Source organism: Actinoplanes sp. NPDC051851, assembly GCF_040681165.1.
In the GTDB taxonomy this organism is placed as follows: Bacteria; Actinomycetota; Actinomycetes; order Mycobacteriales; family Micromonosporaceae; genus Actinoplanes.
Genome location: NZ_JBFAYF010000051.1, coordinates 1 through 18,490 on the forward strand (window position 1 = coordinate 1; position 18,490 = coordinate 18,490).

Annotated in this window: 15 protein-coding genes; 4 read left to right on the forward strand and 11 right to left on the reverse strand. The window is 71.6% G+C overall.

What is annotated here, in order from left to right:
• Positions 1-242: 242 nt before the first annotated feature.
• The 5 genes from AB0M08_RS35555 to AB0M08_RS35575 are packed head-to-tail and all read right to left on the reverse strand — an operon-like array spanning position 243 to position 4,567.
• Positions 243-701, reverse strand: a complete 459-nt coding sequence (locus AB0M08_RS35555) for a hypothetical protein (protein WP_364503262.1) — start codon at positions 699-701, stop codon at positions 243-245.
• A 48-nt stretch (positions 702-749) separates the two neighbouring features.
• Entirely contained in the window at positions 750-1,769 is a 1,020-nt protein-coding gene (locus AB0M08_RS35560; protein WP_364503265.1) for an ABC transporter ATP-binding protein, read from the reverse strand.
• Positions 1,766-2,569 (reverse strand): ABC transporter permease subunit, encoded by an 804-nt coding sequence (locus AB0M08_RS35565; protein ID WP_364503268.1) that lies wholly within the window; start codon positions 2,567-2,569, stop codon positions 1,766-1,768. Before AB0M08_RS35565 ends, AB0M08_RS35560 begins: the two co-directional genes overlap by 4 nt.
• Positions 2,557-3,456 (reverse strand): ABC transporter permease subunit, encoded by a 900-nt coding sequence (locus AB0M08_RS35570; RefSeq protein ID WP_364503271.1) that lies wholly within the window; start codon positions 3,454-3,456, stop codon positions 2,557-2,559. The genes AB0M08_RS35565 and AB0M08_RS35570 overlap by 13 nt, the downstream gene beginning before the upstream one ends.
• Complete coding sequence (locus AB0M08_RS35575) at positions 3,449-4,567, reverse strand: ABC transporter substrate-binding protein (RefSeq protein WP_364503274.1); 1,119 nt, start codon at positions 4,565-4,567, stop codon at positions 3,449-3,451. The genes AB0M08_RS35570 and AB0M08_RS35575 overlap by 8 nt, the downstream gene beginning before the upstream one ends.
• A gap of 235 nt (positions 4,568-4,802) precedes the next feature.
• Between AB0M08_RS35575 and AB0M08_RS35580 the strand changes: the two genes are divergently transcribed.
• Entirely contained in the window at positions 4,803-5,714 is a 912-nt protein-coding gene (locus AB0M08_RS35580; RefSeq protein WP_364503277.1) for a hypothetical protein, read from the forward strand.
• Positions 5,715-5,752: 38 nt separating this feature from the next.
• Positions 5,753-6,286, forward strand: a complete 534-nt coding sequence (locus tag AB0M08_RS35585; protein WP_364503280.1) for a GNAT family N-acetyltransferase — start codon at positions 5,753-5,755, stop codon at positions 6,284-6,286.
• A gap of 3 nt (positions 6,287-6,289) precedes the next feature.
• On the opposite strand, the gene AB0M08_RS35590 is transcribed toward AB0M08_RS35585, so the two are convergent.
• The 5 genes from AB0M08_RS35590 to AB0M08_RS35610 all read right to left on the reverse strand — a co-directional run bounded on the left by AB0M08_RS35590 (position 6,290) and on the right by AB0M08_RS35610 (position 14,622).
• Positions 6,290-6,724: a hypothetical protein gene (locus tag AB0M08_RS35590; RefSeq protein ID WP_364503283.1), complete on the reverse strand. Its 435-nt coding sequence runs from the start codon at positions 6,722-6,724 to the stop codon at positions 6,290-6,292.
• Positions 6,725-6,756: 32 nt separating this feature from the next.
• Positions 6,757-7,215, reverse strand: a complete 459-nt coding sequence (locus tag AB0M08_RS35595) for a MerR family transcriptional regulator (RefSeq protein WP_364503286.1) — start codon at positions 7,213-7,215, stop codon at positions 6,757-6,759.
• Positions 7,216-7,283: 68 nt separating this feature from the next.
• Positions 7,284-9,245 (reverse strand): bifunctional diguanylate cyclase/phosphodiesterase, encoded by a 1,962-nt coding sequence (locus AB0M08_RS35600; protein WP_364503289.1) that lies wholly within the window; start codon positions 9,243-9,245, stop codon positions 7,284-7,286.
• A gap of 5 nt (positions 9,246-9,250) precedes the next feature.
• Positions 9,251-14,143, reverse strand: a complete 4,893-nt coding sequence (locus tag AB0M08_RS35605) for a diguanylate cyclase (protein WP_364503292.1) — start codon at positions 14,141-14,143, stop codon at positions 9,251-9,253.
• Positions 14,144-14,220: 77 nt separating this feature from the next.
• Entirely contained in the window at positions 14,221-14,622 is a 402-nt protein-coding gene (locus AB0M08_RS35610) for an SRPBCC family protein (protein ID WP_364503295.1), read from the reverse strand.
• Between the two features lie 73 nt (positions 14,623-14,695).
• On the opposite strand from AB0M08_RS35610, the gene AB0M08_RS35615 reads away from it, so the two are divergent.
• Positions 14,696-15,616 carry a hypothetical protein gene (locus tag AB0M08_RS35615; protein WP_364503298.1) on the forward strand — a complete coding sequence of 307 codons (921 nt, stop codon included), beginning with the start codon at positions 14,696-14,698 and terminating at the stop codon, positions 15,614-15,616.
• A 175-nt stretch (positions 15,617-15,791) separates the two neighbouring features.
• On the opposite strand, the gene AB0M08_RS35620 is transcribed toward AB0M08_RS35615, so the two are convergent.
• The gene (locus AB0M08_RS35620; protein ID WP_364503301.1) at positions 15,792-16,592 is read right to left on the reverse strand and encodes a methyltransferase domain-containing protein; all 801 of its coding nucleotides are present in this window, start codon (positions 16,590-16,592) and stop codon (positions 15,792-15,794) included.
• A gap of 810 nt (positions 16,593-17,402) precedes the next feature.
• On the opposite strand from AB0M08_RS35620, the gene AB0M08_RS35625 reads away from it, so the two are divergent.
• The gene (locus AB0M08_RS35625; protein WP_364503304.1) at positions 17,403-18,464 is read left to right on the forward strand and encodes an FUSC family protein; all 1,062 of its coding nucleotides are present in this window, start codon (positions 17,403-17,405) and stop codon (positions 18,462-18,464) included.
• The last annotated feature ends 26 nt before the right edge of the window (positions 18,465-18,490 follow it).

Below are 18,490 nucleotides of genomic sequence, written 5' to 3' on the forward strand. Positions count from 1 at the left end.
CGGCTTCGGCTGCATCGACATAACCACACAACCTACCCACCCAGTCCCACGAACGGACACCAGCACCGAATAAGCCAGCAGGGTCACCCGTGAGGGCCAGCCAGGCCGGGAGGGGGGCACCCGCGAGGGCCAGCCAGGACCGGGAGGGGGCGCCCGGCGGCACCGGAGGGGAGCGGACGGTCGGGCGTAGCGTCACGGGCGGCGGGGACGGTCGGGCGCAGCGCCATGGGCGGCGGGGACGGTCAGTCGCAGCGCCACAGGCGGCGGGGGCGGGACTGGTGCAGGGGGGCGGGGACGGCGGCGGCCGCGGTGGCCAGGGAGTCGGCGGCCGCGGCGGCGTTGCGCAGGTCCTCCGGGTCGCGGGTGATCTGGTGGCGGAGCAGCAGGGCCTGCCACTGGCGGCGCCACGCCCGGACGGCGAGTTCGGTGCCCGGGTCGGAGACCAGGACCATGCAGCCGGCCGCGTCCACGGCCGCGTCCCAGTCGGCCGGGGCGTTCGTCCGCTCGGCGCGCTCCTGCAGCAGGTCGAAGAGGACGCCCCACCCGATCACGAGGTCCGGGTGTCCCACCGGAGCCTCGTGAAGCAGGCGGTAGATCTCGTCGATGGCGTGCTGGACGTGCACAGGTTCGCTCGGCTCGGCGGTGTACGCCAAGACGAGGGCAGTATGGATGAACTCCGTGTCGCCCAGACCCGTGTCCATAGGGATAACGGTAGACGTGGATACGCCCCGGTCAAGCCCCAGAAAACGTCACTGGACGGCAACCGGGACAGGACGGAGATCCAACCGGACCGCCGTACCGGGGGTCAGGGACGGTAGCTCGCCGCCCGCCACCTGCGCGACCACCAGCAGTTCTCCCACGGCCACGGTGACCCGGCTGGTCGGTCCGAGGAAGCTGCTCGTGACCACCCGGCCGGTGCCCTCGGCGTCCGGGACGACCCCGATCGACTCGGGCCGGACCAGAGCGGTGGCCTCCCCGGCGCGGTGCTCGCCGACCAGCGGCAGCCGGGCGCCGAGCACCTCGATGAGATCTCCCGAAACCGTGCCGGGCAGCCGGTTGCTGAGGCCCACGAAGTCGGCGACGAACGCGGTCGCCGGGCGCAGGTAGACCTCGGACGGCTCGGCCAGCTGCTCCAGCTTCCCGTCCTTCATCACGCCGACCCGGTCGGCGACCGCGAGGGCCTCCTCCTGGTCGTGGGTGACGAAGAGCGTGGTGGTGCCGACCTCGGTCTGGATCCGGCGGATCTCGTCGCGCAGCTGCACCCGTACCTTGGCGTCCAGGGCGGAGAGCGGCTCGTCGAGCAGCAGCACGGTCGGCTCGATGGCGAGCGCGCGGGCCAGCGCGACCCGCTGCTGCTGGCCGCCGGAGAGCTGATTCGGGTAGCGGGTGGCGTGCGAGTCCAGCCCGACGAGCTCCAGCATCTCGGCGGCGCGCCCGGCGGAGCGCTTGCGGCCGCGCAGCCCGAGGCCGAACTCGACGTTCTGCAGCGCGGTCAGGTGCGGGAAGAGGCTGTACGCCTGGAAAACCATGCCCATGTCGCGCCGGTTCGCGGGCAGCCGGGTGACGTCCTTGCCGTCGACGAGGACCTGACCGCTGTCCGCGTCCTCCAGCCCGGCGAGCACGCGGAGCGCGGTGGTCTTGCCGCAGCCGGAGGGCCCGAGCAGCGCGATGAACTCGCCCGGCGCGATCTCGAGGTCGAGGTCGTCGAGCGCGTGGACGGTGCCGAACGTGCGGCGCAGCCCCTTGAGGTGAACGGCGACGCCGGTCATGAGGACTTCCCTTTCAAACGGAACCGAGACGAGCCGAACAGGGACAGCACCAGGAGCAGGACGAAGGCCAGCGCCAGGGCGGCGAGCGAGACGGCGACCGACATGGTGGCGCTGCTCTTGCCGAGGAACTCGATGGCGACCTGCAGGTTGGTGCGGTGCAGCAGCGACGCGATGGTGAACTCGCCGAGGACCAGCGCCACGGTCAGGAACGCGGCGGAGAGCACCGCCGACCGGATGTTCGGCAGCACCACCCGCCACATCACGGTGAACCAGCCGGACCCGAGGCTCCGGGCGGCCTCGGCGAGCGTCTTCACGTCGATCGCCGAGAGGCCCGCGTCGATGGCGCGGTACGCGTACGGCAGGACCAGCACCGTGTACGCGAAGACCAGGGTGAGCGAGGAGCCGCCGAGGAAGTAGGTGACCCAGGCGTAGACCGGTGCCAGGCCGACCACCAGCACGATCGCCGGGATGGTCAGCGGGAGCAGGCAGAGGAACTCGACGAGCCGGCGTACCCGGGGCAGGCGCAGGCGTACCCAGATCGCGGTCGGCACCAGCAGGACCAGCATCAGCAGCGCGGTCAGGGCCGCCTGCTCCAGCGAGGCCACGATGCCGTCGGCGAGGTCCGGGTACGCCTCGGTCAGCTCACCCCAGTGCAGCAGCATCGGCCAGGTCTTCGCGTCCCGGGTGCTGAACTCCACCATCGCGGCGAGCGGCAGCGCGAAGAAGACGCCGAGCACGATCAGCACGGCCCAGCGGAACACCCGCTGCTTGCGGGCCCGGCGGGCGATCACCCCAGCCACTTGGCGGTCCTTTTCTGCAGGAGGGTGTAGAGCGACATCACCACGGCGACGATCACGACCATGCCGAGCGCCATCGCCTTGCCGACGTTCGCCTGGCCGAGGACGACCTCGCTGGTCAGGGCGCCGCGGATCTGCAGCGGGACGATCGGGCTGCCCTGGCTGACCAGGGCGGCCGCGGTCGCGTACGCGGAGAAGGCGTTGGCGAAGAGCAGCAGGGCGGAACCGAGGAACGCCGGGGCGAGCAGCGGACCGGCCACCCGGGTCCAGTACTGCCAGGTGGTGCCGCCGAGCGACTCGGAGGCCTCGCGCCACTGTGGGCGGATGCCGTCCAGCGCGGGCAGGAACACGATCACCATGAGCGGGATCTGGAAGTACGTGTAGACCAGGATCAGCCCCGGCATCTCGAAGAGCCAGACGCCGTTCGCGAAGATGTCCAGCCCGGCGTGGTCGTGCAGCCAGACCGTGACGAAGCCGGAGAGCCCGATCGTCGCCAGGAACGCGAAGGCCAGGGTGACGCCGCCGAACTGCGCGAGCACACCCGCCGCGGCGGTGACCGCGCGGCGCAGGGCGCCCTCGGGCTTCGCGGTGCTCACGGCGTACGCGAGAAGTGCTCCTGAGAAGGCGCCGATGAGTGCGCTGACCGCCGAGAGGAGGAAGCTGCGGCCGAAGGCCGCGAGAATGTACTCGTCACCGAGAGCGGAGACGTTGTCCAGGGTGAAGCCGTGGCCGCCGTCGCCGGTGAAGGCGCCGATCAGCACGACCAGGGTCGGGATGATCAGGAAGATCGCCACGTAGGCGAAGAACGGCACCGTGCCGAGCAGGGCGGCGCCCCGCAGGCGCGGCCGGGAGGCCACGCGCTGCGGAGTCGCCTCGAGCGTCTCAGCCAATTGCCTTGGCCCAGTTCGCGGCCAGGTACTCCTTGGCCTTGGCGCTCTGGTCCTCGGTCGGGAAGACCGGGGTGCCGGTGACGGCGGGGAGGGCGTCGTAGGTGGTCTTGTCGATCGTGCCGGCCTTCACCATGGCGTCGGCGCGGACCGGGCGGGCACCACCGGCGAGCCAGAGGTTCTGGCCCTCGTCCGAGAAGAGGTACTCCTGCCAGAGCCGGGCGGCGGCCGGGTGCGGCGCGTCCTTGCTGATCGCCTGGTTGTAGTACGAGCCGAGGACGGCGTTCTCCGGGACGAAGACCTTCCAGGTGGTGAGCTTCTTCGACTCGGCGGCGTTCAGGTAGTCCCAGTCGAAGACGACCGGGGTCTGGCCCGACTCGATGGTGGCCGAGGTCGGGTCGACCGGCAGGAAGTTGCCGGCCGCCTTGAGCTGCTTGAAGAAGTCGACGCCCTTGGTCACGTCGTCGACGGTGCCGCCCTGGGCGAGCGAGACCGCCTGGACACCGCCGAACGCGGAACCGGCCTGGGTCGGGTCGCCGTTCAGCGCGACCTTGCCCTTGTAGTCGGCCTTGAGCAGGTCGGCGACGCTGGTCGGGGCCGGGACCTTGGCGCTGTCGTAGCCGATCGACATGTAGCCGCCGTAGTCGTTGACGTAGAGGCCGGTGGACTCCTTCTGTGAGTCCGCGATGTCACCCCAGGTGGAGACCTTGTACGGGGCGAACTTCGCGGTGTTCGCGGTGGCCACCGAGCCGCCGAGGTCGAACACGTCCGGGGCGGTGTCCTGGCCCTTGAGCTGGTCGGCCGCGTTGATCTCGTCCTGGCTGGAGCCGTCCGGCTGGGCCGAGACGACCTTGATGCCGTACTTGTCGCCGAACGCCTTGATGATCGCGCCGTAGTTCGCCCAGTCCGGGGGCAGCGCGATCACGTTGAGCTGCCCCTCCTTCTTGGCGGCGGCGATCAGGGCGTCGAGGCCGCCCAGGTCGGCGGCGCTGGTCGCGGTGGCGGCCGAGCTCGTCGACGCCTCGGTCTCCTTCTCCGGCGGGGAGCAGGCGGCGACGGCCGTCATGGTGACGGCCGCCATGGCCGTGGCGACCGAGCGGGTGAGCGTACGCACTGTGTTCCTCCTTCTGCGCTGCCCGTAATCGGCATGCGCTGGTGGATCATGAAAGTGCCGAGTGGATGGCAGGCATACGTGAGGAGTCCGGGGGGCGACATTTGCCTGGTCCACCGAGGTGATCGGACTCACTGCACCCTTCCATGTCGATGCGGCTGATCGAAAGCGGTCTTTGGTTACAACTAAGCTATGGCCGGGGTTTCTCAAGATCGCCTAGCGCGCCATACTGTCGTCGATGGAGCAGCACGACGAGACAGATCCGTTCGAGGCGCTCAAGGACTGGGCCGCCGAGACCGAGCGGCGTGTCCAGCGCGAGAGCCGGCGGGGCACGCTGGGACGCGTGCTGCGCGTCCTCGGTGTCACCGTGGTCGTCGCCGGGGTGCTCGCGATGGCCGTACCGCTGGTGCACTCGATGCTGGAGGACGCCTCGCCGGAGGCCGCGCCGACGGTCGCCGTCTCCGAGGAGCCCGCGGTCGCCGGCCCCTTCCACGGCACGCCCGCCGCCGCCTACCCGGTCGGCGAGGCCGGGATCGTCATGCCGGAGCCGGCCGCGGTCCAGGGTTTCACCGCCGCGCAGGTGGAGAGCGCGCTCGGCACGGTCCGGTCCGCGCTGATCGCCGGCCGTCTCGACGACGACATGCTGACCGCGCACAAGCCGGACACCTTCCTGAAGACCCTCTCGCCGACCGAGCGCCAGCGGGTGGCGAAGTGGTTCGAGGGCGCCGACTTCACCGGTGTGGCGACCTGGATCGATCGCTCCGTCCAGCTCGACCCCGCCGAGAAACCCCGGGTCAGCGGCGTGGTCACGGTCGCGTCGGCCACCGATGACGATGGCCGCCGGCTGATCCGGATCACCACCAACTTCATCTGGGTGTACGCGTTCATCGGCCAGTTCAACGCCAGCCCGGTGGCCGCCGTGCACGACGAGATCCAGTGGGATTTTCCGGACACGACCAACCTGCGCGACGCCGACCGGGGCATGTGGATCCACTCGACGACGTCGTACACTGCCCTGATCGACTGCGACGCCATCGCGAAGGGCCTGCTCGCACCGACCCCGCTCGGCAACGGCGAGGGCATCACCGGCGACGACCCCAACGAGCTCCTGCGCGCCGACCACGACATGAAGATCGACGGCAACTGCTGATTTCCCCGTACGGTCGTGCCTCCCGGAGAATGGACGGGATGCACGACAGTTCAGAGTGGACGGACATCCGCCGCGGCGACCCGGTCGACGTGCCGGCGGTGATGTCCCTGCTGGACGGCGCGGTCCGCTGGTTGACGGCCCGGGGCCTGGCGGGCCAGTGGGGCAGTTCGCCGCTCTCCGGGAATCCCCGGCTGACCACTCTGATCACCGAGATCGCCACCGCGGGCGGCCTGCACCTGGCGGTCCGCGAGGAGCGGGTGGTGGGCGCGCTCGGGATGGGTTCGGCCCCGGACTACGTCTCCCCGCCCCCGGAGGCCGAGCTGTACATCGTCCTGCTGGTGACCGACCGCGATCACGCCGGCCGGGGCCTGGGCGGGCGGCTGCTCACCCACGCCCGCCGACTCGCCCGCTCCACCGGCGTCGGCCTGATCCGCGTCGACTGCTACGCCGGCGGCCGTCAGGCCCTGGTCCACTACTACGAGACCCAGGGCTTCACCCCGACCGAGACCTTCACGGTCCCCCAGCCCGGCACCGACTGGCCCGGCCAGGTCCTCGCCCAGCACCTCGGCTGACCGTCACCGCCGTCCGCGCCGGAGTCGGCGTGCCCGGTCCACCAGCTCGGTGACCTCGGGTGCGGCGAACGGGGCCACGCCGTCGGGGTCGCAGCAACTCGGCTTGGTGCGCTCACCCTCGGGCACGTCGTCCAGCTCGGCGAGCCGGTAGAGCTCGGCGTACACGTCGACGCCCGGATCTTTCCGCTCGTGTAGGCCGATGAGGAGCACCCAGGCCCTGCCCGGCGCCTCGAAGCCCACGACGACCCGCAGCCGTCCGGTCAGGTGCTTCACGCAGAGGTGGTCGATCGGGAGGTCGCCGGTCAGTCGATATCCGAGTGCCGCGCAGCCCTGAGCCTCGAGCATGTCGAGGAACTGCTCGTAGCTCGTTCTGTCCTTCCTCCGCAGGCCTTCCACCTGTTGCGAGGCACGGGGAGTCTCGGTGACCCGGGTACGCACCGGATCATGCTAGGTCCGTGCTTTCACCTTGATCAGGGTGCTTCACCCGATCGGACGATGCGTCCTTCGCCACGTTGCATCTGCTCGATGCTCTCGGTGAAATCCTCGCGATCGGTCAAGGCCTGGTCGTTGAGGCGGTACCAGACGGCCTCGATCAGGTTGCGGTCGCGGCCCCGGGAGCGCAGATCGCGCACGAGGTGCAGCACCTCGTGCAGGCGCTCCGGGTCGAGAACGAGGCGCTTGTGGTTGCCGGCGGCGACGGTGAGCAGGCCCTCCCTCACCCAGGCCTCGACGGTCTTCCGGCTGAGGTTGAGCAGCTGGGCGGCGATGGTGATCCGGACCGGCTCGCACTCCCGGACGGCCTGCCGCACCGCGTCGAGGATGTCGCGCCGCTGTTCGCCGCGGAGGTTGTCAGCGTGCGCCACCGCCTCCAGGCTCGCGACCCGCTGGAAGAGGTGGAGCACCCGGGTCTCTTCGGTCGCGACTGTCATGACGTCCTCCCCGCCCGTTTGACTTCCGATTATGCGCCTATTTATCGGAAGGCGAAAGGCGGATGGCGTCAGGCGGGGAGGGGGCGGCGGTTCAGGTGCTTCTCGGTCAGTTCGGGGGCCGGGAGGGGGCGGGCGAAGTGGTAGCCCTGGGCCGTGTCGCAGTTGAGCTTCGCCAGGGCCTCGGCGGTCTCGGCGTCCTCGACGCCCTCGGCGACCACCCGCAGGCCCAGGTTGTGGGCCAGGTCGACCGCGGAGGCGACCAGGGCGTGACTGCTCGGGTCGGTCACCATGTCGGCGACGAAGGAGCGGTCGATCTTCAGTTCGTCGACCGGGAGGAGCTTCAGGTACGTCAGGGACGAGTAGCCCGTGCCGAAGTCGTCGATGGAGGTCTTGACGCCCAGGTCGCGGACGCGGTGCAGTGCGTCGATGGTGGTGCTCGGGTCGGACATCACGGTGTGCTCGGTGATCTCGATGCAGAGCAGGTCGCCGGGGACACCGGCCGACTCCAGCAGCGTGGCCAGGCGGGTGGGGAAGGACTCGTCGAGCAGGCTGCGGGTGGAGACGTTCACCGCGACCGGGACGCGGTGGCCGGCGTCCAGCCAGTCGCGGGCCTGCTGAAGGGCGATGGTCAGGACGCGCTCGGTGAACGGGTGGATCAGGCTGGTCGTCTCCAGGACCGGGACGAACATGCCGGGGGAGATCGGGCCCTTGGTCGGGTGGTGCCAGCGGGCCAGGGCCTCGACACCGGCGATCGACTCGTCGGCGAGGCGGACCTTGGGCTGGTAGTGGAGGGTGAACTGGTCGGCGTCGCCGAGGCCGCGGCGCAGGTCGCCGAGGAGGGAGAGGCGGGTGGTGGTGTCGACGCCGGTGTGCGGGCTGAACCGGCGGAAGCCCTCGTGCTGCTGTTTGGCGTCGTGCATGGCGCTGTCGGCGTGGCCGAGCAGGGTGCTGACGTCGTCGTCCGGCGCGGCGGTGGCGGCGCCGATGCTGATCTCCAGGTCGACGGTGATGTCGTCGAGCTGGAACGGCTGGTCGAAGGCCTCGCACAGGCGGTCGGCGACCCGTTCGGCGCGTTCGGTGTCGATGTCGCGCAGCAGGATGGCGAACTCGTCGCCGCCGATCCGGGCGACCAGGTCGGTGTCGCGGACCACGCCGGCCAGGCGCCAGCCCGCCTCGGCCAGCAGGCGGTCGCCCATGTGCGGGCCGAGCTGGTCGTTGACGTGGCGGAAGCCGTTGATGTTGACGGTGAGCACGGTGATGCCGGGGGAGCTGCGGGCGCTCGGGGTGGCGGTCAGCGCGAGCTGGGTGTGCGCGGTGAACGCGGCCCGGTTCGGCAGCCCGGTGAGCGTGTCGGTGGCGGCCATCCGCTCGACCTGGCGGCGGTGGGCACGGACGTTCAGGGCGAAGAGGGTCAGGACGATCAGGCTCAGGACGAAACTGATCACGCTGCCCCAGAAGAGCCGGCGCGAGTCGTGCTGGGCGGCGGCCTGCTGGGCGGTGTAGTACTCCTGGTGCTCGTCGCGGAGCTCCAGGAGCCGGGCCATGTTCCGCCGGTACGCCGGTTCGATGTCGGTCTCCAGCGTGGCCACGGCCTTGGCGTGCTCGCCGCGGTCCAGCAGCGACAGGTACCAGACGATCGCCTGCCGCAGGTTCATCTGCCGCTGGGCGATCAGGCCCACCTCGATCGCGTCGGCCTTCTCGCCGTCGATGGCGGCGATGCGCACGGTCGCCTGGTACGCCTGCTCGTCCACGGCGAGCACCTGCCGCCGTTCCGTGCCGGCCGGGTTGTTCGCGGTCGCCTCGATCAGCGTCATCTCCCAGGCCGAGAGGTAGGCGGCCTGCTGGTACGCGGAGACCTGCTGTCCGGCGCGCACGATGTCGTCGACGATCTGCCCGTGCCGGCGGCTGTCGAGCAGGGCGTACCCGGAGAGGAGCGCAAGCGTGGCGACCAGCAGGCCCACCATCCACCGCCGGGTGCGGCGCAACCGGGTGCCGTCCTGCTCTCGCGCGGGGCGCGGCGTTCTGGCCATCGTGATCAGCCGCCCACGACCCGGTTACGGCCGCCGCGTTTGGCCTGGTATAGGGCCTCGTCGGCGAGTTTCGTCAGCTGATCCGGACCGGCCGCGGTGCTCGGCGAGCCGGAGGTGACGCCGACGCTGATGGTGACGATGCCGGTCTCCGTCAGCTGGTGCGGTTCCTCCATGGCGGCGACCGCGCGGCAGGCCCGCTCCGCCACGATCATCGCGTTCTCCTGGGTGGCGCCCGGCATCACGATGCAGAACTCCTCGCCGCCGTACCTCGCGACCAGGTCGGTGACCCGGACGCTGTTGCGCAGGGACTCGGCGACCAGTTTGAGGCACTCGTCGCCGCCCTGGTGGCCGTAGTGGTCGTTGTACTTCTTGAAGTTGTCGATGTCGATCATCGCGAGGCCGATCGGGTCGTTCGAGCGGATCGAGCGCAGCCACTCGGTCTCCAGGAACGAGGTGAGCTTGCGGCGGTTCGGCAGCCCGGTCAGCGGGTCGGTGACGGTGAGCATCTCCAGGCGGTGGTTCGCCTCGTTCAGCTCCTCGGTACGCTCCGCGACGGTCCGCTCCAGGTTCGCGTAGACCTGGGCGTTCTCCAGCGAGACGGTGAGCTGCCCGGCGATCAGCTGGACCGCGTCAAGCCGGCTGACCGAGAACGCCCGGCGGGTCAGCCGGTTCTCCAGCAGCAGGATGGCCCGGGGCTGACCCTGGCTGATCACCGGGACGACCAGCAGCGAGCAGTGCTCCAGCCAGGCCACGTACGGGTCCCGCGCCACTCGGTCGTCCAGCGACACGTCGTCGACCAGCATCGGCTCGCGGGTGCGCTCGGCGTACCGGATCGCGGTGAGCGGCAGCAGTCCCTGGCGCGCCGCCTCGGCCACGTCCAGCTCCGGCCGGCCGGCGTCGCCGGGCAGCACCCAGACCGCGGCCCGCTCGTCCCAGAGCACCACGTGCACCGCGGTCGCCCCGGTCATCTGGCTGAGCACGTGCTGGACGCGTACCCGCAGGTCGTCGAGCTTCTTCTCGGAGCTCAGCGCCCGGGCCGCCTCCAGCACCGCCATCAGGTCGATCACCTCGGTGCTGAGGTTGATGCTGTGGTTGCCGCCGACCGTGGTGGCCCGGGGCGCGGAGACCCCGGCCAGCGTGGCGGCGAGCGCGGGGTGGGTGCGCTTCAGGTCGTGCACCTTGCCGGTGGCGCCCCAGCGCGCGTACCCGGCGAGCGCCTCGGCGAGCAGCCGGTTGCCGACGTGGTCGAGCCCGTTGTCCAGGTAGAACGCGGCCGCCCGCTCGGTGATCAGCGGGACGTGCCAGGCCCGCCCGGCGCTGGTCGCGTCGGCCATCGCGGCGTCGAACGCGGCGGCCGCGGCGGCGAAGTCGTCGTGCGCGGCGGCCCGGAGCGCCTCGGTGAACCGGTGCATGTGCCGGAAGTTGCCCGGCTGGTCGGCGGCCCGGGCGGCCAGGAAGTCCCGGCTGCGGTCCAGGTCGGCGAGGGCCGCCTCCCGTTCGGCGCCGGTACGGCCACGGGCCCGGCCGGCGGCGCCCAGCGCGGCCAGCAGGTGCGCCGGAGCATGCGTGTACGCGCCGGGCAGCACCGGCAGTATCGGTATCGCCCGGCTGATGTGCCGGTCCAGTCCGTCGCCGTCGCCGTAGACGGCGGCCGCCAGCGCCCGCCACACCGAGAAGTACACGATGGCCGGCTCGTTGCGGGAGATCTCCTCCAGGTACGCGTCCTCGTCGAAGTCCGTGTCGCCGAGCGTGCCCGGCCGGGCGAACTCGCCGTGCATGGCCCGGACCAGCCGCTGGGCGCTGCCGAAGACCGCGGCGTCGTAGCCGGCGCCGGTCCGCTCGCAGAACGCCGCCCCGGCCCGGGCCTCCTGGTCGAAGGCCTCCAGATCGCCGGAGTCCAGGGTCTGCGGCACCGAGGCGAAGAACGTGTAGAGCGCCGTGTACGTGTCCCCGGCCCGGAGCAGCCCGTCGCGCGCCTCGTGCACCTGCCGGATCGACGTCTCCAGCGGCTCGAACCAGTAGATCGTGCCGAGCGAGTGCAGGAACTTGACGAGCGAGGTCTCCGGTTCGTACCCGTACTTCTCGCCGGTCGCCAGTACTTCCCGGACGGCCTGGTACGCGGCACCGTGCGCACCACCGCCGGCGATGGTGATCAGGCCGAGGTTCCCGACGATGCCGGTCATCACGGCGGAGATGCCCTGCTCGGCCCACATCCCGGCGGCGTGCACCACCAGCCACGCCATGGTCTGCTTGTCGGAGAGGAAGGTGACCGGCATCAGCGACTTGATGACCTGGGTGACCGCGCCCATCGTCGGGTCGGTCAGCTCGGTGTGCTCCCGCCCCTCGGCCGAGGTGGCGAGCCAGCGGTAGAAGATCCCCATCCCGGCACCGATCCGCGGGCCCATCTCCGGCGGGGCGGGCACGTCGACGCCGAGACGGGTCATCATGTCCAGCCCGAGGGTGATCGCCTCGGCGAACCGGCCCCGCTTGGCCAGGCCGCCGATGTGCGCGGTGAGCGGGCCGGCGAGCCAGAGCGCGTCGTGATCGCCCGCGGACAGATCGGCGAACACGGCGTCGGCCTCGTCGAACCGGCCCAGCCCGCACAGGGCCGCGTGCCACTCGGCGCGGACCTCGTCGTACCCGAAATCGGTGGGACCCAGCACCCGCAGCGTGGCCGCGAGATAGAGCTCGCCCGCCACGTGATTGGCGACCAGGCGGGCCGCGGCCGCGGCCTTGCGCAGCGAGGACGCGCCGACCAGGCGCTCACCCGGCGCGGTGGCGCCCGGCTCGGCCAGCAGATCCACCGCGGTCAGGTAGAGCGGCGCCGCGGCGACGGCGAACTCCGGGTCGGCGGCCAGCCGCCGGGCCACCACCAGGCTGACCCGGGTCCGGGCCGCCGGTTCCAGCCGGCCGTACGCCGCCTGGTGCACCCGGTCGTGCCGGAAGCAGACCGCGGTCGGGGCGATCGAGAGCAGCCCGTCGTCGGCGGCCGGCAGCAGCGCGGTGTGTATCTCGGCGTCGGTCCAGCCGGAGGCCACCCGCAGCATGCTCAGGTCGACCTCGCTGCCCAGGCAGGCGATCAGCCCGACCAGTTCCCGGGTGTCCTCGGGCAGCGCCTCGATCCGGGCGCTGATCAGGCCGACCACGTCGCCGTGCCCGACGAAGCGGCGGACCGCCGACTCGTCCCAGCGCCACCCGGCGCCCTCCGGCACCAGGACGGTCTCCCGGCGCAGCGCGTTGATCAGCTCCACCGTGTCGAACGGGTTACCGCCGGTCCGCTCGGCCAGCACCCGGGCCAGCGGCGCGGCCCGCTCGACCGGCAGCCGCAGCATCTCGGCGGCGAGCACCTCCAGGTGCTCGGGGCCGAGGTTGGCCAGCCGTACCTCGGCGGCCTCGCCGCGGTCCCGGCGCAGGCGGGCCAGCACCGAGCTGAGCGGGTGCGTCTCGTCGACCTCCTCCTCCCGGTACGCGCCGAGCACCAGCAGGCCGGGCAGGTCGCCGCGGCCCAGCAGGTCGTCGAAGAAGGCGAACGCCGGACCGGAGGCCCACTGGAGGTCGTCGACGAAGAAGACCACCGGGCTGGCCACGGTCGCCACTGTGCGCAGCAGCGTCAGGCCGGCGTGCCGGACCCGGGCGAAGACCACCCGGGGCTCCTCGTCCTCCGGCTGCTCGGCCGGGACGTCGAGCAGCGCCTGCACCGGCGGCATCATGTACGCGATGAGGCCGGCGTCCGGGCCGAGCGCCTCCCGCAGGCGGGCCCGCAGCACGGTCACCACCTCGTCGGGCTCGGCGAGCAGCTGGGTGCCGAGCTGGTCGAAGGCTTCGCGGATGGCGTCGCCGCCCAGGTCGTGGCGGTACTGGTCGAACTTGCCGGTGACGAAGCGGCCACCGGCGGCGGCCACCGCCGGGCGCAACCGGTCGACGAGCGCGGTCTTGCCGACCCCGGACGGGCCGGTGATCATGGCGAGCGCGCTGCGGCCGCCGGTCACCTCGGCGAGTAGCCCGTGCAGCGCGGCCATCGGGGCGTCCCGGCCGATCAGCCGGGCCGGCGGGGCGAGCCGGATCGGAAAGTCCCGGGCGCCGAGCGTGAAGACGGCCGCCAGCCCGTGCAGGTGGCAGTCGTGGAGCAGGGCCAGGTCGTACGCGAGGCCCTCGCCGCTCTGGTAGCGCTGGTCCGGCTCCTTCCGCAGCAGCCGCATGATGATCTCGGAGAGGACCGCCGGTACCTCGGGGTTCACCTCACCGGGCGGCACCGGGACCTTGGCCAGGTGATCGTGGATCAGGCCGAGCGGGTCGCGGTCCCGGCCGAACGGCGGATCGCCGGTGGCCAGTTCGTAGAGGGTGGCGCCGAGGGCGTACAGGTCGGCGCGGTGGTCGACCGGGCGGCCGGTGCGCCCGGTCTGCTCCGGCGCGAGGTACGGCAGGGTGCCGGCCAGACCGTCCTCGGGGACGTCGGCCGACCGGTTCTGCGCGGAGAGGGTGGCGAGCTCGAAGTCGATCAGGGTGGGCGTGCCGTCCTCGGCGAGCAGCACGTTCGCCGGGCTCACGTCGCGGTGGATCACCCCGTTGCGGTGTACGGCGGCGAGCACCTCGGCCAGCGCGTGGGCCACCTCGATCAGTGGGCCGGTGGACCAGGGAGTGGGCCGTTCGGCGAGTGTCCGGGAATCGGCGTCGACCAGCTCCAGGGTGCCCTCGGGCCAGGTGCCCGGCGCGAGGCGGGGTATCCCGTCGACACCGGCGAGGTGGCGGAGGATCGCCAGCTCGTTACCGAGCCGGGCGGCGGCGCCGGAGCCCAGGGGCTGCTTGCGGACGACCCGCGCGCCGTCCGCCGAGCGGATCCGTGCGACGCGGGTACGGTCGCTGTCGTACAGCAGTTCTTCGCGCCCGTCGGACCTCACGCCGCATTGTTCGGCAGATCACGCCCTGTTGTGAGGATTACCGGGTTTGCGGGTGCGGTCGTCGCCCGCGAAGCCGTTCATCGCTCGAGAATCCGTTTGAGGAGTGCCAGGTCGGCGGCGACCGCGGCGGCGTCCCGGTCGAATTCCGGGCCGGTCATGCCCGGCATCCGCCGTACCGTGAAAACGATCTCTGAAGTGGTGCCGTCGGCGAGCACCCGCACCGGCATGTAGACCACGTCGCCGCCCGGCAGGTGGACGTGGTGGTCGAGGACGCCGAACGCGTTCTCCGGCGCGAAGACCACCTCGGCGCGGCCTCCGCCGTCCGGCGTCTGGACGTACCATCGATGGTCAATTTCGGTCAGGCTGCTGCCGACGCCGTGTGCCCAGTGCGCCAGGTTGGCGGGATTTCGCACGTACGCGTAGACGTCCGCGGCCGGGCGGTCGATGTGCTCGCTGACATGCCGTGACTCCGTCGCCATGACCGGATCATCCCACGGCCGCCTGATGGACACCTCTTGACGGCGCCCGGAACGGCGGACATAGTCCGTATCCATGAATGTGACGTTGTTCCGTTCTTGGAAACGGATTGTGTCGGCGGCGCTGGTCGCCGGCCTCTCCGTGACCCTGGTGGCGGCCCCCGCGGAGGCCGCCACGACCGTCGCCGGCTACACGACGACCATCAACGGCGACAGTGCCGACGTCTACTACCCGGCGACCGGATCGAACCTGCCGGTGGCGCTCCTGCTGCAGGGCGCGGACGTCGACAAGTCCTACTACTCCACCTTCGCGTCGACGGTCGCCTCGTACGGCTTCGTCGTCGCCGTCCCCAACCACACCCGGACCCTGTTCGGCGTGACCGGCCTCTACCCCGAGGGCGCGCAGGCCGGCTGGACCGTCAGCTGGGCGGAGGCCGAGGACGCGAGCTCCTCGTCGCCGCTCTACCACCGCATCGACGAGGACACGCTGGTCATCGCCGGTCACTCGTTCGGCGCGGCCACCGCGCTGAGCCTGAGCACCGGGCTCTGCGTCATCCCGTTCTGCGCGATCGTCAACACCGCGCCCTCGGAGCTCGAGGCGGTGGCCACGTACGGCGGGAACAACGTCCTCTACGGCACCTCGCTCGTCCTGCCGGTGCTCAACACCGTGCCGGTCGGGTACGTCCAGGGCAGCGCCGACGGCGTCGCGACCCCGGACGAGGGGAAGAGCACCTACAACCTCACCACGGGTACGCCCAAGGCCTTCATCACGGTGGCCGGCACCAACCACTACGGGATCACCGACGTGCAGAACCCGTCCGGCGCGGCCGCGGACGCTTCGGCGCAGACACTCGACCAGGCGGTCGGCGTCGAGACGATCGCGCGGTGGACGGCGTACTGGCTGCTGGCCCAGCTCGGCAGCAGCGCGGCGAAGAAGTACGTCTACACCACCGGCGACGCGGCCGACGCGAACGTGACGGTCGAGTACGTCAAGTGACCGGCGGGCCGGTGGGGCTTCCTCCCCACCGGCCCGCTTGACGGAACGTCACCCGTGACGGGGCGTGTGCACGTGATCAGGACCGGTCGCCGGGTCGCCGGGTCGACGTCCGACTACCGGATCCGGTCCCTTCTCAGGCGGCGCCGGTCCCTTCCCGGACGGCGCCGGTCCCTTATCAGGCGGCGCCGGTGACCAGCAGGTGGCTACTCGCGGCGATCACGTCCGGCTCGCTGCTGTAGAGCCGGGCCAGCTCCAGCGCCGCCGCGAACACCCGGTCCGCGTCCGGCCCCTTCGCCGCCGCCTCCGCGGCCGCCCACGCCGGCCCCTCGACGCCGTGCACCACGATCTCGCGCAGCCCGGCCTCCCGGCACTCGCCGATCAGCTCGCCGACCCGATGGAAGTACGCCTCGGTGAACCCGATCGACGCGTCGTTGCGCCCGTCGTCGATCAGCTCCCGGAAGTGCTCGCGCATCCGCCCGCCGTCGTTCGGGTCCCACCGCCCGGTCGCGGTGAGATCCACCGGCCCGGCGAACCGGGAGATCGCCGCCGCCGCGATCCGGCCACCCGGCCGGGTCACCCGGATCGCCTCGCGCAGCGCCCGCACCCGGTCGTCCCGGTCGTGCAGGTGATACAGCGGCCCGAGCAGCAGCGTCGCGTCCCACGTGCCGTCCGGCTCCGGCAGCTTGCGCGCGTCCCCGACGACCGCGTCGATCGGCGGCTCCCCGGCCCGCGCCTGCGCCACGTGCGCCGGCACCAGATCGATGAGCCGCACCCGGTGACCGTCCGCGATCAGCTCCCGCGCGTAGGCACCCGGTCCGCCCCCGACGTCGAGCACGCTGCCCTTCTCACCCAGCAGCTCCCGCAGTAACTCCAGCGTCCGGATCCGCTCCAGCCTGCTCTGTGGCCGCCGTTCCAGTCGCCCCGCCTCGTCGTAGCGCTCGGTATAGAACCCGACGATCTCCCCGCTTCGCTCCATGATGGAACTCTGTCCTCCCTCCACTCCTCCATTCCACCCCTTTTCCCAGTACGCCCACCGCCGGAATCTCGCCCCGCCCCACACTCGGCTGGTACCGGCGGGTGCCTCAGCGCCCCGCCGAGGCACCTCTGGTCGTCAGCTGCACGGTTTTGGCTGGTGCTGGCGGGTGTGTCGGGGCCGTCGAGACACCTCTGGCCCTGCTGGTCAATTCTTGACCACCTGGGCGGGACGCCGGATCCCGTGACGGGGTGCCCGCTCGAACACTCGCCGTCCGTGGATCGTCGGCTCCGCCTGCCCGGGGTTCGTTCGTGGACCGGCCGGGCGGGTACCCCGCAGGCGGTGAGCCGGCGCGGTCCGGGGTGCCTCAGAGCGGTCGGCTGGTGGTCCGGGGTGTCTCAGCCCCTCCGAGAGACCCGTGAACGCCAGCCGCGCCGGGAAAGCTGGCACCCAGAGGTCACTCAAGCCCGCCGACACACCCATGAACGCCAGCCACGAAGATCGTCCCCGCGATTGATCATGAAATGTCGATCAAGCCCGGCCAAACAGGGCCCACCCCGCGACCCCCGCCGGTGACGAGCCTGCCGGAATTGACCAGCGGGGTCACCTCTGGCGGGACTGCCCGGGAAACGGTGTAAACGGCACCGCATCGATCGCGGAGTGCCAGGTCGACGCCGTCCGCGCACCGCCGTCACGGCGATCGGTGGACAGTCCCACAGGGAGTGTGCTGGTGGGTGTATCGGGGGTGGTTTGTGCTGGGTGTTGTCGGCCGGATGACGGTGGGGCGGGACGGAGCGGGCATATCGTCCGGGGGTGGTGTGGGGGATCCTGCGGGCGGCGGGCCCGGCGGCGGTGCGGGCCGGGGTGAGTGTGGCGGTGCCGCTGGCGGCGGTGCTCGTCGTGGGGCGGCCCGAGTGGGCGATGTATGCGGCGTTCGGGGCGTTCACCTCGCTCTACGGGCGGAACCGGGTCCATCTGTCGCGGCTCGTCATGCAGGCGAGCGCGGCGGCGGCGCTGGTGACGGCGGTGCTTGCCGGGGTGCTGGTGGGTGCGCTGCGGGAGAGATCCTGGCCGGCGGTGATCGGGGCGGCGGTCGTCGCGGGGGTCGGCATGCTGGTCGCCGGGGCCGCGGACTGGCATCCGCCGGGGGCGATGTTCCTGGTGTTCGCGTTCGGGGCGGTGGCTTCGGTGTCGCATCGGCTGGCGGACGTGCCGCTGGCGGTGAGTGTGGCGGTGTGCAGTGCGGGATTCTCCCTCGTGGTGGGGAACGCGGTCGGGATGCTGCGCCGGGCACCCGATCCGGGCGAACCCGGGAACCCCCGTCACCCGCACGACCCCGCGCCGGAACGTCATTCGGAGCGTCCCGCGGCTGGGGGATCGGCGGGCGTGGCCGGTGGGGCCGATGTCGGGGGAGCGGTCAGAGGGGCGGTGGCGGCGCTTGTGGCGGGGAGTGTGGCTACCGGAGTGGGAATCGGGCATCCCTACTGGGCGACCGTGGCGGCCGTCGCGCCGTTGAGTGCGCGTGGTGTGTCGGCTCAGCTCGGGCGGGCCGGGCACCGGATCGCGGGGACGCTGGCCGGGCTCGTGGTGGCGGCCGCGGTGCTGTCGTTGGGGCTGTCCGAGTACCCCGCCGTCGTCCTGCTGGCGTTTCTGCAGGTGGGGGCCGAGCTTCTGGTGGGGCGGCACTACGGGGCGGCGATGGTCCTCATCACGCCGCTGGCGTTGCTGATGAACCAGGTGGTGGCCCCGCGGCCGATCGGCCAGCTGCTCTGGGACCGTGGCGTGGAGACGGTGGTGGGCGGGCTGGTCGCCTGCGCGGTGATCCTCGGTTCCGGATGGCTGACCCGCCGCCGACAGGTGCGAGGCGAGATCTGACGCGAAGGAAGACGGGCCGTGGCCCC

What these genes read in the sequence shown, in the direction of transcription:
- AB0M08_RS35555 (WP_364503262.1), bottom strand. Translation starts at nt 701, where the DNA reads ATGGACACGGGTCTGGGCGACACGGAGTTCATCCATACTGCCCTCGTC.
- AB0M08_RS35560 (WP_364503265.1), bottom strand. Translation starts at nt 1,769, where the DNA reads ATGACCGGCGTCGCCGTTCACCTCAAGGGGCTGCGCCGCACGTTCGGC.
- AB0M08_RS35580 (WP_364503277.1), top strand. Translation starts at nt 4,803, where the DNA reads ATGGAGCAGCACGACGAGACAGATCCGTTCGAGGCGCTCAAGGACTGG.
- AB0M08_RS35585 (WP_364503280.1), top strand. Translation starts at nt 5,753, where the DNA reads ATGCACGACAGTTCAGAGTGGACGGACATCCGCCGCGGCGACCCGGTC.
- AB0M08_RS35595 (WP_364503286.1), bottom strand. Translation starts at nt 7,215, where the DNA reads ATGACAGTCGCGACCGAAGAGACCCGGGTGCTCCACCTCTTCCAGCGG.
- AB0M08_RS35600 (WP_364503289.1), bottom strand. Translation starts at nt 9,245, where the DNA reads ATGGCCAGAACGCCGCGCCCCGCGCGAGAGCAGGACGGCACCCGGTTG.
- AB0M08_RS35610 (WP_364503295.1), bottom strand. Translation starts at nt 14,622, where the DNA reads ATGGCGACGGAGTCACGGCATGTCAGCGAGCACATCGACCGCCCGGCC.
- AB0M08_RS35615 (WP_364503298.1), top strand. Translation starts at nt 14,696, where the DNA reads ATGAATGTGACGTTGTTCCGTTCTTGGAAACGGATTGTGTCGGCGGCG.
- AB0M08_RS35620 (WP_364503301.1), bottom strand. Translation starts at nt 16,592, where the DNA reads ATGGAGCGAAGCGGGGAGATCGTCGGGTTCTATACCGAGCGCTACGAC.